The following is a 14,907-nucleotide window of genomic DNA, read 5'->3' as shown; positions in this document are numbered from 1 at the left end:
GGATGTTCAGCCTTCCCCATCGCTCGCCACGGGACCTGCCGTTTGTCACCGACCACACCGCCCTGTTGCTGGTGGACATGCAGCGCGCCTGGCTCGAACCACAGTTCGACCCGCACCTCGAAGGCCCGGACGCCGCGTACTTCCTCAACCGCACGCGCTCGCAAGTGGTGCCCAATCAGGTCCGATTGCTCAACGCCTTCCGCGACGCACGACAGAACGTGCTGCACACCCTGATCGAAAGCCTGACCGCCGACGGCCGCGATCGCTCGCTGGATCACAAACTGTCGGACATGCACCTGCCCAAGGGCAGCCCGCAGGCTCAGGTCATTGCTGAACTGACCCCGGTGGAAAACGAAATCGTGCTGCCGAAGACTTCGTCCGGCGTCTTCAACTCGACCAACATCGACTACGTGCTGCGCAATCTCGAAACCCGTCACCTGATCATCGCCGGCATCGTCACCGACCAATGCGTGGACATGGCCGTGCGTGACGCCGCTGACCGTGGCTACCTCGTCACTCTGGTGGCGGACGCCTGCGCGACCTACACCGAAGCACGCCACGACGCCTGTCTGAATGCGATCAAGGGCTACTGCTGGATCACCGACACCGACACCGTGCTCGGCCGGTTGCAGGAGATGCAGCCATGAGCGAACGCCTGTCGCCGTTGCCGATGACCACCATCGTCACAACCGACCTGATCGGCGTCACCCGTGGCCGTTCGTTTCCCACCGATGAGCTGGAGCATTATCAGGCCGCCGGTTGTGGTTGGGTGCCGGCCAACAGCGCGCTGACGCCGCAGGACATCATCGCGTCGACCAGCCCGTGGGGCGCTTATGGCGACCTGCGGCTGATTCCCGATCTGGCCAGCCGCGTCACCGTCAGCAACGGCCCGGACGCTGCAGCGCCAGCGCTGGATTTCATCCACGGCGACATCCGCGAGACCGACGGCCGGCCATGGGCCGCCTGCCCGCGCACGCTGTTGCGCAACGAGGTCGAGCGCTATCGTGATGAACTCGGCTTGCAGGTCAACGTCGCGTTCGAACACGAATTCAATCTGCACGCCGGGTTTGCCGAACATCTGGCGTTCTCGCTCGAAGCCCAGCGCCAGGGCGCCGAATTCGGCGGCTGGCTGCTCAGCGCTTTGCGCGCCGGGGGCGTCGAGCCGGAAATGTTTCTGCCCGAATACGGCAAGCACCAATACGAAATCACCTGCCGCCCGACCCTTGGTGTGGCGGCGGCGGATCGTGCGGTCAACGTGCGCGAGATTACCCGAGAAATCGCCCGGCAGATGGGCCTGGATCTGAGTTTTGCGCCGAAGACCGCTGCCGACGCGGTGTGCAACGGCGTGCACCTGCATGTCAGCCTGCTCGATCTGGCTGGCCAGCCGATGCTCTACGACGCCGGCACCAGTAATGGTCTGTCGACCCTCGGCCAGCACTGGGCGGCGGGCGTGCTGCATTACTTGCCGGCACTGTGCGCGTTCACTGCACCGACGCCGGTGTCGTATGAACGCTTGCAGCCGCATCACTGGAGCGCGTCCTACGCCTGTCTGGGCCAGCAGAACCGCGAAGCGGCGCTGCGCATCTGCCCGACCGTGAGCCTGGGCAACAAGCCTGTGGCGAAGCAATACAACCTGGAATTCCGCGCCATGGACGCCACCGCCTCGCCGCATCTGGCAATGGCCGCGCTGCTGATCGCCGGACGCCTGGGGATCGAGCAGCGTCTGGCGCTGAACGCGATCACCGATGAAATCCCCGATTCACTCAACGACGAACAACGCAAGGCCCGGGGCATCGTTGCCCTGCCCGCCTCCCTGGCCCAGGCACTGGATTGCCTGCGTCGCAGTGAAGCGCTGGTCGAAGCGCTGCCAAGCGCGTTGCTCGAAACCTTTTTCGCCCTTAAAACCGAGGAACTGGCGCTGACGGAACAGCTCTCGCCCGCTGATCTTTGTGAGCACTATGCACGCCTGTACTGAATCCGCCGAGCTTGGGTTGTACACCCGACCGGTCTACAACCTGAGCCGTGAAGATTCGACGCACCCGCTGATTCTGGTGTGCGAACACGCCAGCCGCTACATTCCCGAGGCCCTGAACAATCTGGGCCTGGATGACACGGCGGCGCGCGAACACATTGCCTGGGACATCGGTGCCCTGGCGCTGGCCGAGCAACTGTCGGAGCAACTGGGTGCGACGCTGCTGAGCGCCAACTACTCGCGCCTGCTGATCGACCTCAACCGCCCCCGGCATGCGCCCGACAGCATCCCGGCGCAGAGCGAGATCTATCAGGTGCCGTGTAACCGCGAGCTCGACGAAGCCACCCGCGAATACCGGCGCCAGTGCCTGTTCAAGCCGTTTCACACGCGGCTGCAACAACTGATCGATGCCCGTCTGGCCGAAGGTCGGCCGGTACGGGTGGTAGGGATTCACAGTTTCACCCCGGTGTACTACGGCCAGCCGCGTGAGCTGGAAGTCGGCGTGCTGTTCGGTCAGGCCAAGGCCTACGCCCAGCGGATGCTCGACGGTCTGGAACGACACCCGCTGAAAGTCGCCGGCAACCAGCCGTACAGGATCGACCCGCTGGGCGACATGACCGTACCGGTGCACGGCGATGCACGGGGCCTGGAGTCTGTGTTGATCGAAGTGCGCAACGACCTGCTGCGCAGCCCGGAAGCGGTGACCCGCTGGGCGGATTATCTGGCTCCATTGCTGTAAGGATTGTTGTAACCACTACTGACGCTGTAAACGACGGACCGATATAACAACTAAAACGACCGATTGGCTGACAAGGAGTTGCGCTTCATGGAAATAGAAGAGTTCGGCTACAAACAGGAGTTGAAACGTAGCCTGACACTGACCGACCTGGTGGTGTACGGGATGATCTTCATGATCCCCATCGCCCCGTTCGGCGTGTATGGCTACGTCAACGCCGAGGCACCGGGGATGGTGCCTCTGGCTTACATCATCGGCATGGTGGCGATGGTCTTCACCGCGCTGAGTTACGGCAGCATGGCCCGGGCCTTTCCGATTGCCGGATCGGTTTATTCCTACGCGCAACGGGGCCTGAATCAACACGTCGGCTTCATCGCCGGCTGGCTGATGCTGCTCGACTATCTGCTGATTCCGCCGCTGCTTTACGTGTATGCGGCGATGGCGCTCAACCATTTGTATCCGGACATCCCGAAAGTCGGCTTCATTCTGGCGTTTCTGGTCAGCGCCACGTTCGTCAACCTGCGTGGCATCACCTTTACCGCTCGCATGAACATTGTGTTCCTGCTGGCGCAGTTGGTCGTGCTGGGGATTTTCCTGTTCTACGCCTGGAATGCCCTGCACAACGGTGGCGGCAACGGCCAGTTGACCCTCGCGCCGCTGTATCACCCGGAAACCTTCAACTTCGCCCTGCTGATGCAAGCGGTGTCGATTGCGGTGCTGTCGTTCCTCGGCTTCGATGCGATCTCCACCCTCGCCGAAGAGATCAAGGGCGATCCGGGCCGCAGCGTCGGCAAAGCGGCACTGATCACTCTGGTAGTGATGGGTGTGATTTTCGTCGCGCAAACCTGGATCGCTACCGATCTGGCAGCCGGCATGGGCTTCAAGTCCGCCGACACCGCGTTCTATGAAATCGCCGAAATCGCTGCCGGCAGCTGGCTGGCGACCCTGACCGGCGTGGCCACGGCCCTGGCCTGGGGTGTGGCGGTGGCGATCACTTCACAAGCGGCGGTCTCGCGCCTGCTGTTCGGCATGGCCCGCGACGGCAAGCTGCCGAAAGTGCTGGCCAAGGTGCACCCGAAACACAACACGCCGTACCTGAGCATTTATCTGGTGGCCGTTCTGTCGCTGGTGATCTGCTACTTGTTCATCAATTCGGTGGACACCCTGACTTCGCTGGTCAACTTCGGCGCCCTGAGCGGCTTCATGCTGCTGCACCTGACCGTGATCAATTACTACTGGCGCCGGCAGAAATCCGGCCAGGTGATCCGTCACCTGATCTGCCCGGTGATCGGCTTCATCATCGTCGCGGCCATCATGTACAACATGGGCGTCGATGCACAGAAACTCGGCCTGATCTGGATCGCACTGGGTCTGGTGTACCTGTTCTTCCTGAACAAGCTCGGCGCCAGTACCGCGCTGCCTGACCCGAGCAATGGCTGACAAGAAAAAGAGCGGCGTCTGACAACAAATCAGGCGACCGCCGCTTTAACGCGTGGAAACCGACAGTGATAGTCAGGTTCGGCGAATGGGCCGAACCTTTTGATACAGGAGTGCATCCATGCTGGTCTTACGCCCAGTCGAGCCAAACGACCTGCCTCAATTGCAACAATTGGCGCGCGACAGCCTGGTGGGCGTCACATCCCTGCCGGACGACAGCGCGCACCTGGGCGAAAAAATCGCCGCGTCCTGCGCCTCGTTCGACAGCGATGCGGCGGCTCAGGGCCCGGAGAACTACTTCTTCGTGCTGGAAGACATCGACAGCCATCGACTGGTCGGCTGCTCGGAAATCCTCGCCACCGCGGGTTTCAACGAGCCGTTCTACAGCCTGCGCAACCGCCACTTCACCAGTGCCTCGCGGGAGCTGAACATCGAACACGGCGTGCCGGCGCTGTCGCTGTGCCACGACCTCAGCGGGCATACGCTGCTGCGCGGTTTTCACATCGACGCAACGCTGGTACGCACGCCGTTTTCCGAATTGCTGTCGCGGGCACGGCTGCTGTTCATCGCCGCCCACGCGCCGCGTTTTGCCGAAGCGGTGATCACCGAAATCGTCGGTTACAGCGACGAACAAGGCCATTCACCGTTCTGGGATGCGCTGGGCAAGCATTTCTTCGACCTGCCCTACGTCGAGGCCGAACGCCTGTGCGGTTTGCAGAGCCGTACGTTTCTCGCCGAACTGATGCCGCAATACCCGATCTACGTGCCGATGCTGCCGCAAGCCGCGCAGGACTGCATCGGCCGCATCCATCCGGACGGCCAGGAAGCCTTCGACATCCTCGAGCGCGAGGGTTTTGAAACCAACAGCTACATCGATCTGTTCGATGCCGGCCCGACCTTGTATGCACGCACCGCCAACATCCGTTCGATCGCGCAGAGCCAGACAGTCACGGTTCAGGAGGAACCCCTGATCGATGCTCGCGGTCGCTATCTGGTGAGCAACGATGCTCTGCATGGCTTTCGGGCGGTGGTCACCGAGCTGGATTTCCAGCCCGGTCAGCCCCTGGGGCTTGACCCGGCCCTGTGCGCGGCGCTGAACGTCCGCGCTGGCGGCACGATCCGGTTGATCGCCCTGTGAACCGCGCCCCTACCCAACGACAGTGCCCGAGCAGGCGCGCAAAAGGAGTTGCAGCATGATTGTCCGTCCGGTTCAAGTCAGCGACCTGCCAGCGTTGATGACGCTGGTGCAACAGGCCGGGCCGGGGTTCACCACCCTGCCCGCCAACGAAGATCGCCTGGCCCACCGGGTACGCTGGGCTCAACGCGCCTTCGCCGAACAGGTCGAGCGGGCCGATGCCGATTACCTGTTCGTGCTTGAAGACGACGAGCAGCGAGTGGTCGGGGTCAGCGCCCTGGCCGGGGCCGTCGGCCTGCGTGAGCCTTGGTACAACTATAGAGTTGGTCTGACCGTCAGCTCGGCGCCGGACCTGGGCATTCAGCGGCAGATTCCGACGCTGTTCCTCAACAACGAACTGACCGGCCAATCGGAACTGTGCTCGCTGTTCCTGCGCCATGACCAGCGCCACGGCAGCAATGGACGCTTGCTGTCGCTGGGGCGCTTGCTGTTTGTCGCCGAATTCCCGCACCTGTTCGGCGAGAAGATGATCGCCGAACTGCGCGGCAGTGCCGACGAGCAAGGCTGTTCGCCGTTCTGGGACAGTCTGGGCCGGCACTTCTTCCAGATGGACTTCAGCCACGCCGACCACCTGTCCGGGCTGGGCAATAAAGCGTTTATCGCCGAACTGATGCCACGTCAGCCGCTGTACACCTGCCTGCTCACCGAACAGGCCCAGGCCGTGATCGGTCAGGCCCACCCCAACACCGAGCCGGCACTGAAAATCCTTCAGTCCGAGGGTTTCGCCCACAAAGGCTATATCGACATCTTCGACGGTGGCCCGGTGATCGAAGCACCGATCCGCAGCATCCGCACCGTGCGCGACAGCCTGGAACTGACCCTGAGCATCGGCACGCCGGACGATCAGGCGCCGCTGTGGTTGATCCACAATCGGCGCCTGGAAAACTGCCGCATCACCGTCGCGCCGGGCCGTCGGGTCGGCAGCAGTCTGGTGATCGACCGCCTCACCGCCAAACGCCTGCAATTGCAGCCGGGCAACTCGGTGCGGGCGGTGCCGCTGCCCAATCAACAGCAGCAGGCGGTGGCGGCCTGAGCGCCTCTGCCTGCAGCAAGAAAGCCTGAACAGGATTTTCCTGGTTAACTTCCTCGTTAATTCGTCATGATCCTTGACCCATTGGCGTGATAGCCTTTTCACCTTCGGCGTTGACACCTTTGCTCAAGCCTTTCCATTCCTTTGTATTGGTGGAACTCGTATGACCAGGCTTTCTCATCAAGATTTGCGCCGTAACTTCCGTCAGCTGCTGGCTTCCGACACCTGCTATCACACCGCCTCGGTGTTCGATCCGATGTCTGCCCGCATCGCCGCTGACCTGGGTTTTGAAGTAGGGATTCTCGGCGGCTCGGTCGCCTCGTTGCAGGTGCTGGGCGCTCCGGACTTTGCCCTGATCACCCTCAGCGAATTCGCTGAACAGGCCACCCGCATCGGCCGCGTCGCCCAATTGCCGGTGATCGCCGACGCCGACCACGGCTACGGCAACGCCCTCAACGTAATGCGCACCATCGTCGAACTGGAACGCGCCGGCGTCGCCGCGCTGACCATCGAAGACACCCTGCTGCCGGCACAATTCGGCCGTAAATCCACCGACCTGATCACCGTCGCCGAAGGCGTCGGCAAGATCCGCGCGGCACTGGAAGCACGGGTCGATTCGGAGATGGCAATCATCGCCCGGACTAACGCCGGCATCCTGCCGAACCAGGAAATCATCAGCCGCACCAAGCAGTATCAAGCTGCTGGCGCTGACGGTATCTGCATGGTGGGTATCCAGGACTTCGACCAGCTCGAGCAAATCGCCGAACACCTGACCGTACCGCTGATGCTGGTCACCTACGGCAACCCGGCACTGCGCGACGACAAACGCCTGGCCGAACTGGGTGTGCGCGTGACCATCGACGGCCACGGTGCTTATTTCGCGGCGATCAAGGCGACTTACGACAGCCTGCGCGAACAACGCCAGATCTTCACCCAGGCCTCGGACCTGAGCGCCACCGAACTGACCCACACTTACACCCAGCCTGAGGAATACATCCTCTGGGCCAAGGAATACATGAGCGTCAAAGAGTAACCTCGCAACACGCTACAAAGAGGCAGAGCGGCCCGACGCCATCACGAGTCCACTCGCATGGCGCCCGCCGCGAAACCGCTGCCTGCCGTTACCGTTTCGCCAACTCCATAATCATCCGCGACAACAGATAAATCCGCGGCGCCACGCTCTCCACCTCCGCGTATTCCTCCGGCGTATGAATGTTGCCGCCAACAATCCCGAACCCATCCAGCGTCGGCGTCCCAACCCCGGCCGACAAACTCGCATCCGCCGCCCCACCGCTGCCTTCTTCGGTCAACTTGCGGCCAATCTCACCGTAAATCCCCTGGGCCATCGCCATCAACCGATCCGACTCCGCCGTCTGCGGCATCGGCGGCAAGCCGCGCTGCAGCGAAGTCTTCACTTCGGTATCGGGGATCAACTTGTCCTGCGACACCCGCGCCAGATCCTTCTCGATCCGGTCGAACTCTTCCGGCACTGCCGCCCGCACGTCAGCCTTGGCCGTGGCCTGATCCGGGATCACGTTGGTGCGGTCGCCGGCCTTGAGCACGGTGAAGTTGATGGTGGTTTTCTTGGCCTCGTCGCCGAGCTTGCCCAGTTGCAGGATCTGGTGCGCCGCCTCCATCGCCGCGTTGCGCCCCAGTTCCGGTGCGACGCCGGCGTGGGCCGCCTTGCCCTTGACCTCGACCAGCGCGGTTGCGCTGCCCTTGCGCCACACCACCAGACCATCGGCCGGACGGCCCGGCTCGAGGTTGAGGGTCACGTCGTGAAGTTTGGCGGTTTTCTTGATCAGGTCGGTGGCGACGTCCGAGCCGGTTTCCTCGCTGGCATCGAGCAGGAAGGTGATTTGCGCGTAGTCCTTGAAATCGAGGTTCTTGAGGATTTTCAGCGCGTAGATGCCGGCGACGATCCCGCCCTTGTCGTCCATCACGCCCGGCCCGTAGGCGCGGCCGTCCTTGATGTGGAACGGTCGCTCGGCCGCGGAGCCTTCCTTGAACACCGTGTCCATGTGCGCCATCAGCAGGATTTTCGCCTTGCCGGTGCCCTTGAGCGTAGCGAGCACGTGGTTGGTTTTTTCCGGGGTGTTGGGCACCAGCTCGATGGTGGCGCCGAGCTTTTTCAGCTCATCGATCGCGATGTCGCTGACTTGCTTGAGCCCCGGTTCATAGCCGGAACCGGAGTCGATATTGACCAGGCGTTCGAGCAGTTTCAGGGCTTCGGGTTTGTACTGTTCTGCGTCGGCCAGCACCTGTTTGTGCGGTTCGGCGAACGCGCCAGCGGTGGCGAAAGACAGGGTCAGGCCGAGACCGGCGGCCAGCAGGGAACGAGGGAATTTGAACGTCATGAATCAATCCTTGTTTCGTGTCGGGTACTGAACCGTACCTGACATCGCGCCAAGGCTCTATCCCGGATGCGACACCCAATCCGTTCAAACCGAATCGAATACCTCGCGCCGTGGCTTGTCGTCGCTGCAGCAGATCACCCGGTTACGCCCGCCGGCCTTGGCTTCGTACAGCGCCTGATCGGCGTCATCCAGCCAGCGTGTCGCGTCGCCGTGAGCCGGATCGAGCGCCGCCAGACCAATGCTCAGGCTGACTTTCAGCGCCGGGTTCTGTTCGTACACCAGAAAGGAAAAACGCTCACGCAACGCTTCCATCGCCTGCGCCGCGTTGAACAGCGGCAAGTCCGGCAGGATCACGCAAAACTCGTCGCCGCCGTAGCGCCCCGCCACATCGGCCATACGCAGGTTCTGCTTGAGCATCTTGCTCAGCTGGCGCAGGACGATATCGCCGGCCACGTGGCCGTAGGTGTCGTTGATTGCCTTGAAGTGGTCGATGTCGATCAGCGCAATCGCCGCGCCTGTCTGCTGGCGTTTGCAGCGTTCGAATTCGACTTCCAGTTGATCCTTCCAGGCGCCGTGATTGAGCAGACCGGTGAGGCTGTCGGTGCGGCTCAGGGCCAGCAATTCGCGTTTATGCAGGCCGAGGGTGTAGGCCTGGCGAAAGCAGATCCAGCCCAGCGCCAGCGGATACAGCATCAACAACGGCAGACAGGCATAGAGTTGCGCCGGTGTGGTCATCGGGACAAACGCGGGGGCAAACACCACCAGCCCAACGCCGACGCCGAGCAACTGCGCCGCCGCCCCGGCCAGTAGAAAACGCAGGCCGCCGATGGCGACGTTGTTCATCGCCATCATCGAAATGGTCGTGGCACTGGGCAAGGGATTGAAGTGCATGGCGGCGACCCAGAAGCCACCGAGGAAAGCGTCGATCAACAGGTTGCGGTGTTCGGCGTGGTACGGAACCCTGGCCCGGCGGGCCCATTGATACGCGAGGTGCGGCCAGACCAGTCCGTTGAACAGCATCAGCGCCCAGACCCAGGCCGGCGGATCGAGCGGGTACATCGCGACGCTCACGCACAAAAGCCCCAGGACCAAGCCGAGGGTTCGCGATGTATAAAGCCTCCTGGCCAGTGAAAGTCCCTTTCCTCCCGTTCTTCCCATAGGGGCCTCGACCACTCGACGGCACTGCGCAGGCCGCAGACCGGATGTGCTGAGAGTCTATCAGGGCGACGTTAAATAGCCATCACCGGCCAGCGGGCCGAATACCCCGTCATTACCGCCATACGGCAGGCAAATGTTTGGCTATACATGAAAGTAGGAAAATGGAAAAAAGACTCTAAGAAGGAGGCCCATGCAAACCTACCAAGTGTTGATCATCGGCAGCGGTTTTGGCGGCCAGTGCGCGGCGGTCAATCTGCTCAAGGCCGGTATCGACGACTTTCGCTTGCTGGAACGCCGGGACTTTTTCGGCGGCACCTGGTGCCAGAACACCTACCCCGGTGCAGCGGTGGATGTACCGTCGCCGCTGTATTCGCTGTCGTTTGCGCCTTACCGCTGGACCCAGATGTTCGCCGAACAGGCTGAACTGCACCGCTACACCGACCATGTGCTCGAGCGTTTCGGCCTGCGCGACCGGGTAGAACTGCAGGCCAACGTCGAACGCGTCGAATGGGACGACACCGAAAAACGCTGGGCCGTACACACCGGCACCAAAGGTATTTTTTATGCGCAGTTCCTGATCAATGCCACCGGGCCACTGAGCCAACCGGTTATCCCACACTTCCCCGGCCAGGATCGCTTTCAGGGCAAGACCTTTCATACAAACAATTGGGACCACAGCTACGACTATCACGGTAAACGGGTGGCGATTGTCGGCAGCGGTGCCAGTGCGGCTCAGGTGATTCCGGCGATTGCACCGAAGGTTTCCCAATTGCACGTGTTTCAGCGCACCGCGCACTGGGTGCTGCCCCGGGCCGACCGTACGTTCGGGCGTTTCCAGCGCTGGCTGCTGGGTCTGAAACCCGCCTACAAACTGCTGCGCTGGATGATCTACTGGCAGTTCGAAACCCGGGTCATCGCCTTCAAATACTCGAAACCGGCGATTCACATGGTGCAGCGCCAGGCCCTGAAGTTTCTCAAACGCCAGGTGACTGACCCTGAGTTGCGGAAAAAACTGACACCGGACTTCACCATCGGCTGCAAACGGGTGCTGCTCTCCAGCACCTATTACCCGGCGCTGACCCGGCCCAACGTCACGTTGCACAGCCGCGAACAGGGCATCGTCAGCCTCGACGAAACCGGCATCGTCACCACGGACGGTCAGCACATCGACGTCGATCTGATCGTATGGTCGACCGGTTACGACGCCACCGACGGCGTGATTTCCTACCCGGTCAGCGGAAAAAACGCCGTGCAACTGCGCGATGTCTGGGCGCAGTACCCGCGCGCCTACCTCGGCACCAGCCTGCCGGACTTTCCCAACCTGTTTATCGTCACCGGGCCGAACACCGGCATCGGCCACACCTCGGCGCTGTTCATCATCGAATCGCAGATGAACTACATCCTCGACTGCATCCGCACCTTGCACGCCAAAGGTCTGCGCAGCATCGAAGTTCGCCCCGAAGCAGAACGTACCTACACTCAGATGATTCACCGGGAAATGGAACGCACGGTCTGGAAAACCGGCGGCTGCCACAGTTGGTATCAAAGCAGGAGCGGTCATGTGATCGCGATGTTCCCCGGCTTCAGTTTCAGCTACCACCGGTTGACCCGGGCGCTGAAACCGGCCGACCACATTCTGTCTTGAACAAGGAAGACCCACGATGCTTTTGCTGTTTGTCGCCCTCGCGGTTTTCGTGGCCTGGAGCTGGTTGAGTTACCCGGCGGTCGGCCATTGGCTCTACGATCTGAGCGCGGCCCTGGAGGCCAGGCTGTACCGGTTGCACAAGATTGAAGTTCCGATTGCCGAAATGACCGTGTCGACCTGGCAAGGCGGGCCTTATGAAGCGTCAAGCAGCATTTTGATGCTGCACGGCTACAGTGCCGAAAAGAACTTGTGGCTACGCTTTGCCCGGCATTTTGTCGGGCAGTACCGGGTGATCATCCCGGATCTGGCCGGCCACGGCGAAACCGGCTTCAAGGCCGGCGGTGGCTACGACATTCCGGTGCAGGCCAAGCGCATGATTCAGTTGCTCGACGTCTGCGGCGTCGAGAAAGTCCACGTGATCGGCAACTCCATGGGCGGCTATATCGCCGCGTGGCTGGCGGCGACCTACCCGGATCGCATCGCTTCGGTGGCGCTGATCGACCCGGCCGGCGTCACTGCGCCCGAGGCCAGCGACATGGAGCGGCATCTGGCCCGTGGGCACAATCCGTTTCTGATCAATTCCCGGGAAGAATTCCGACGTTTCTATGCGATGACCATGGCCTCGCCACCGTGGGTGCCCGGTCTGGTGCTCGACGCGATCGCCCAGCGCTACGAACAATGCCGCGACGAACTGGAAGAGATCTTCCGGGATTTTCGCGCCAGCCCGCCGATGGAGCCGAAACTGCCGGACATCAAGTGCCCGGCGCTGTTGCTCTGGGGCCGCAAGGACCGGTTGATCGACGTCAGCAGCGTGCCGGTCTGGAGCAAAGGCATCAGCAATTTGCGGGTCGATGTCTGGGATGGCGTCGGCCATATGCCGATGGTCGAACAGCCGTCGAACACAGCACGTCTGTATCGGGAGTTTCTGGGGGAGAATTCGCGTCAGGACAGGTAAACGGTCAGTCGTTGGCAGAATGAAGTTCGTAGGATTCTTCGTTTGCCCGCGTCGGCGAAGGCTGCGATCTTTTCCGACATCCTTTACGTGACCGTGCCAGGAATTTTTTTCATGACCGTGCAGCTTTTCGTCAGCCCCGACCTGATCCGCCAACGCTTCTCCAAAGCGATGTCCGACATGTACCGCGAAGAAGTGCCGCTGTACGGCGCCTTGATGGACCTGGTGGAACAGACCAACCGCGACGTGCTGGCACGCGAGCCGCAGATCGCCAGCCAACTGCACAGCACCGGCGAAATCGAACGGCTGGACATGGAGCGCCACGGCGCAATCCGCGTCGGCACCGCCGCTGAACTGGCCACCCTCGCCCGCCTGTTCGCGGTGATGGGCATGCAACCGGTAGGCTATTACGACCTGACACCTGCCGGGGTGCCGGTGCATTCCACGGCATTTCGCGCGGTGCATGAAGAGGCGCTGCAGGTCAGCCCGTTCAGGGTGTTCACTTCGTTGCTGCGACTGGAGTTGATTGAAGACCCCGAGCTGCGAGCCTTTGCTGAATCGGTGCTGGATAAGCGTTCGATCTTTACACCTTCGGCGCTAAGGCTGATCGAACAGGCCGAGTCCGCTGGCGGCCTCAATGAATCCGAGGCCGGGGAATTTGTCCTGCAAGCGCTGGAGACTTTTCGCTGGCATCACAGCGCCACCGTCACCGCCGCGCAGTATCAGACCCTCAGCGCCCAGCATCGCCTGATTGCCGATGTCGTGGCCTTCAAGGGCCCGCACATCAACCACCTGACCCCGCGCACGCTGGACATCGACATCGTCCAGGCACAGATGCCGCTGCACGGCATAACGCCCAAAGCGGTGATCGAAGGTCCACCGCGTCGGCAGCATCCGATCCTGTTGCGTCAGACCAGTTTCAAGGCGCTGGATGAGCCAATCGCCTTCACCGACCAGACGCAAACCCGCGGCAGCCACAGCGCCCGTTTCGGCGAAATCGAACAGCGTGGCGCGGCGCTGACACCCAAGGGCCGCGCGCTTTACGACCGCCTGCTGAACGCGGCGCGCGATGAACTCGGCGATTTCCCCAACGAAGCCAATGCCTCACGCTACAACGCGCTGATGACCCAGCATTTCAGCGAATTCCCTGACAGCCTCGAGGGCATGCGCGAGCAGGAACTGGCGTACTTCCGTTATTTCCTGACAGACAAAGGGCTGACGGCGGGTCGTCCCGCTGATTTTTCGCTGCAAGCGTTGTTGCGCGACGGCTATGTGAAAGCCGAACCGCTGGTGTACGAAGATTTCCTGCCGGTCAGTGCAGCGGGGATTTTTCAGTCGAACCTGGGAGACGCAGCGCAGATGCACTATGGCGAGCATTCCAACCGCCAGGCGTTCGAGCTGGCTTTGGGGCGTTCGACCATTGATGAGTTGGGCCTGTATGCCGAAACCCAGCAACGCTCGATCGAGGAATGCCTCGCTACAATCACCCGCTCCGTGTGAAAAGCGGCGATTGGCCATACTGCGCAAGAAGTTGCGCACTTGCTCCCTGAAAACGCTCACCGATTCCGCTGGAGGCCATGTTTTTCAAGGCCTCCAGCCAAGTGCGCAAGAAGTTGCGCAGTACTGCGCAACTTCTTGCGCACTTCCAGCCATTTCGCTGTTCAAAAAACGCTCAAAGCCGCGAAGCAGAGCGGCGAAGTCCCCAGCTCCCGGGGATGCGCCAAAAGCTGGCACGCTCCTTGATAACAGTCAGGCACCCACCGGGCGATTTCGCCTCCCGGGCACCCTAACTTTATCCGCAAGGAGCACCTCCCATGGCAACACCAGCGTACATGTCGGTTACCGGCGAAAAACAAGGCCTGATCACTGCCGGCGCCTTCACCGCCGACTCCGTTGGCAACACCTACCAGGAAGGTCACGAAGACCAGGTCATGGTTCAGGCGTTCAGCCACGACGTGATCATCCCGCGTGACCCGCAATCCGGTCAGCCAACCGGTCAGCGCGTTCACAAGCCAGTGATCATCACCAAGGTCTACGACAAGGCTTCGCCACTGCTGCAAGCTGCTCTGACCTCCGGCGAGCGCATGAGCGAAATCGTTATCCAGTGGTACCGCACTTCGGCTCAAGGTACCCAAGAGCACTACTACACCACCAAACTGGAAGACGCGATCATCGTCGCCATCAACAACAAAATGCACAACTGCCAGGATCCAGGCAACTCGCACTTCACCCACCTGGAAGAAGTGCAGTTCACCTACCGCAAAATCACCTGGACCCACGAAGTATCCGGTACTTCGGGTTCCGATGACTGGCGTGCTCCAGTCGTTTAATTACGGCTGATCGTTTCAAGCATCGGCCAGCTCTGCTGGTCGATGTTGTTTACGCCCCTCCAGAATTTCGCGTGCGTTGAACCGCCTGGCGGTCG

Annotated in this window: 13 protein-coding genes; 11 read left to right on the top strand and 2 right to left on the bottom strand. The window is 61.6% G+C overall.

Annotation, left to right across the window (positions count from 1 at the left end; all coding sequences use genetic code 11):
- Positions 1-2 precede the first annotated feature (2 nt).
- From ABTV87_RS11130 to ABTV87_RS11100, 7 genes are all read left to right on the top strand, one after another.
- Positions 3-647, top strand: a complete 645-nt coding sequence (locus ABTV87_RS11130; RefSeq protein ID WP_085607605.1) for an isochorismatase family cysteine hydrolase — start codon at positions 3-5, stop codon at positions 645-647.
- A complete protein-coding gene (locus ABTV87_RS11125) occupies positions 644-1,975 on the top strand; it encodes a glutamine synthetase (protein WP_433899494.1) in 1,332 nt (443 codons plus the stop codon). Before ABTV87_RS11130 ends, ABTV87_RS11125 begins: the two co-directional genes overlap by 4 nt.
- Positions 1,959-2,711, top strand: a complete 753-nt coding sequence (locus ABTV87_RS11120) for an N-formylglutamate amidohydrolase (protein WP_433899493.1) — start codon at positions 1,959-1,961, stop codon at positions 2,709-2,711. The genes ABTV87_RS11125 and ABTV87_RS11120 overlap by 17 nt, the downstream gene beginning before the upstream one ends.
- An 87-nt stretch (positions 2,712-2,798) precedes the next feature.
- On the top strand, positions 2,799-4,148 hold the full coding sequence (locus ABTV87_RS11115; protein WP_011333496.1) for an APC family permease: 1,350 nt from the start codon (positions 2,799-2,801) through the stop codon (positions 4,146-4,148).
- Positions 4,149-4,266: 118 nt separating this feature from the next.
- Positions 4,267-5,283 (top strand): arginine N-succinyltransferase, encoded by a 1,017-nt coding sequence (locus tag ABTV87_RS11110; protein ID WP_433899492.1) that lies wholly within the window; start codon positions 4,267-4,269, stop codon positions 5,281-5,283.
- Positions 5,284-5,338: 55 nt separating this feature from the next.
- Positions 5,339-6,373, top strand: coding sequence for an arginine N-succinyltransferase (gene astA, locus ABTV87_RS11105; protein ID WP_007956239.1), 1,035 nt, complete (start codon positions 5,339-5,341; stop codon positions 6,371-6,373).
- Between the two features lie 160 nt (positions 6,374-6,533).
- Positions 6,534-7,403: an isocitrate lyase/PEP mutase family protein gene (locus tag ABTV87_RS11100; RefSeq protein WP_007956238.1), complete on the top strand. Its 870-nt coding sequence runs from the start codon at positions 6,534-6,536 to the stop codon at positions 7,401-7,403.
- 88 nt (positions 7,404-7,491) lie between these two features.
- On the opposite strand, the gene ABTV87_RS11095 is transcribed toward ABTV87_RS11100, so the two are convergent.
- Positions 7,492-8,727 (bottom strand): M20/M25/M40 family metallo-hydrolase, encoded by a 1,236-nt coding sequence (locus ABTV87_RS11095; protein ID WP_127797590.1) that lies wholly within the window; start codon positions 8,725-8,727, stop codon positions 7,492-7,494.
- An 84-nt stretch (positions 8,728-8,811) separates the two neighbouring features.
- Positions 8,812-9,885 (bottom strand): diguanylate cyclase, encoded by a 1,074-nt coding sequence (locus ABTV87_RS11090; protein ID WP_433899491.1) that lies wholly within the window; start codon positions 9,883-9,885, stop codon positions 8,812-8,814.
- A 190-nt stretch (positions 9,886-10,075) separates the two neighbouring features.
- Between ABTV87_RS11090 and ABTV87_RS11085 the strand changes: the two genes are divergently transcribed.
- The 4 genes from ABTV87_RS11085 (at position 10,076) to ABTV87_RS11070 (ending at position 14,812) form a co-directional block, all read left to right on the top strand.
- On the top strand, positions 10,076-11,530 hold the full coding sequence (locus ABTV87_RS11085; RefSeq protein ID WP_433899490.1) for a flavin-containing monooxygenase: 1,455 nt from the start codon (positions 10,076-10,078) through the stop codon (positions 11,528-11,530).
- 16 nt (positions 11,531-11,546) lie between these two features.
- Positions 11,547-12,485: an alpha/beta fold hydrolase gene (locus ABTV87_RS11080; RefSeq protein WP_007956226.1), complete on the top strand. Its 939-nt coding sequence runs from the start codon at positions 11,547-11,549 to the stop codon at positions 12,483-12,485.
- Between the two features lie 111 nt (positions 12,486-12,596).
- Positions 12,597-13,982, top strand: a complete 1,386-nt coding sequence (gene hglS, locus ABTV87_RS11075; protein ID WP_433899489.1) for a 2-oxoadipate dioxygenase/decarboxylase HglS — start codon at positions 12,597-12,599, stop codon at positions 13,980-13,982.
- Between the two features lie 314 nt (positions 13,983-14,296).
- Entirely contained in the window at positions 14,297-14,812 is a 516-nt protein-coding gene (locus tag ABTV87_RS11070; RefSeq protein WP_003226246.1) for an Hcp family type VI secretion system effector, read from the top strand.
- The last annotated feature ends 95 nt before the right edge of the window (positions 14,813-14,907 follow it).

Origin of the sequence: Pseudomonas sp. PSE1(2024) (genome assembly GCF_050990555.1) — a bacterium.
Lineage (GTDB): Bacteria > Pseudomonadota > Gammaproteobacteria > Pseudomonadales > Pseudomonadaceae > Aquipseudomonas > Aquipseudomonas aphyarum.
This window is presented reverse-complemented; position numbering and strand designations above follow the sequence as displayed.

Bases quoted from the DNA above. Each gene is read 5' to 3' on its own strand.
- ABTV87_RS11130 (WP_085607605.1), top strand. From the start codon at position 3: ATGTTCAGCCTTCCCCATCGCTCGCCACGGGACCTGCCGTTTGTCACC.
- ABTV87_RS11125 (WP_433899494.1), top strand. From the start codon at position 644: ATGAGCGAACGCCTGTCGCCGTTGCCGATGACCACCATCGTCACAACC.
- ABTV87_RS11120 (WP_433899493.1), top strand. From the start codon at position 1,959: ATGCACGCCTGTACTGAATCCGCCGAGCTTGGGTTGTACACCCGACCG.
- ABTV87_RS11115 (WP_011333496.1), top strand. From the start codon at position 2,799: ATGGAAATAGAAGAGTTCGGCTACAAACAGGAGTTGAAACGTAGCCTG.
- ABTV87_RS11110 (WP_433899492.1), top strand. From the start codon at position 4,267: ATGCTGGTCTTACGCCCAGTCGAGCCAAACGACCTGCCTCAATTGCAA.
- astA (WP_007956239.1), top strand. From the start codon at position 5,339: ATGATTGTCCGTCCGGTTCAAGTCAGCGACCTGCCAGCGTTGATGACG.
- ABTV87_RS11100 (WP_007956238.1), top strand. From the start codon at position 6,534: ATGACCAGGCTTTCTCATCAAGATTTGCGCCGTAACTTCCGTCAGCTG.
- ABTV87_RS11095 (WP_127797590.1), bottom strand. From the start codon at position 8,727: ATGACGTTCAAATTCCCTCGTTCCCTGCTGGCCGCCGGTCTCGGCCTG.
- ABTV87_RS11090 (WP_433899491.1), bottom strand. From the start codon at position 9,885: ATGGGAAGAACGGGAGGAAAGGGACTTTCACTGGCCAGGAGGCTTTAT.
- ABTV87_RS11085 (WP_433899490.1), top strand. From the start codon at position 10,076: ATGCAAACCTACCAAGTGTTGATCATCGGCAGCGGTTTTGGCGGCCAG.
- ABTV87_RS11080 (WP_007956226.1), top strand. From the start codon at position 11,547: ATGCTTTTGCTGTTTGTCGCCCTCGCGGTTTTCGTGGCCTGGAGCTGG.
- hglS (WP_433899489.1), top strand. From the start codon at position 12,597: ATGACCGTGCAGCTTTTCGTCAGCCCCGACCTGATCCGCCAACGCTTC.
- ABTV87_RS11070 (WP_003226246.1), top strand. From the start codon at position 14,297: ATGGCAACACCAGCGTACATGTCGGTTACCGGCGAAAAACAAGGCCTG.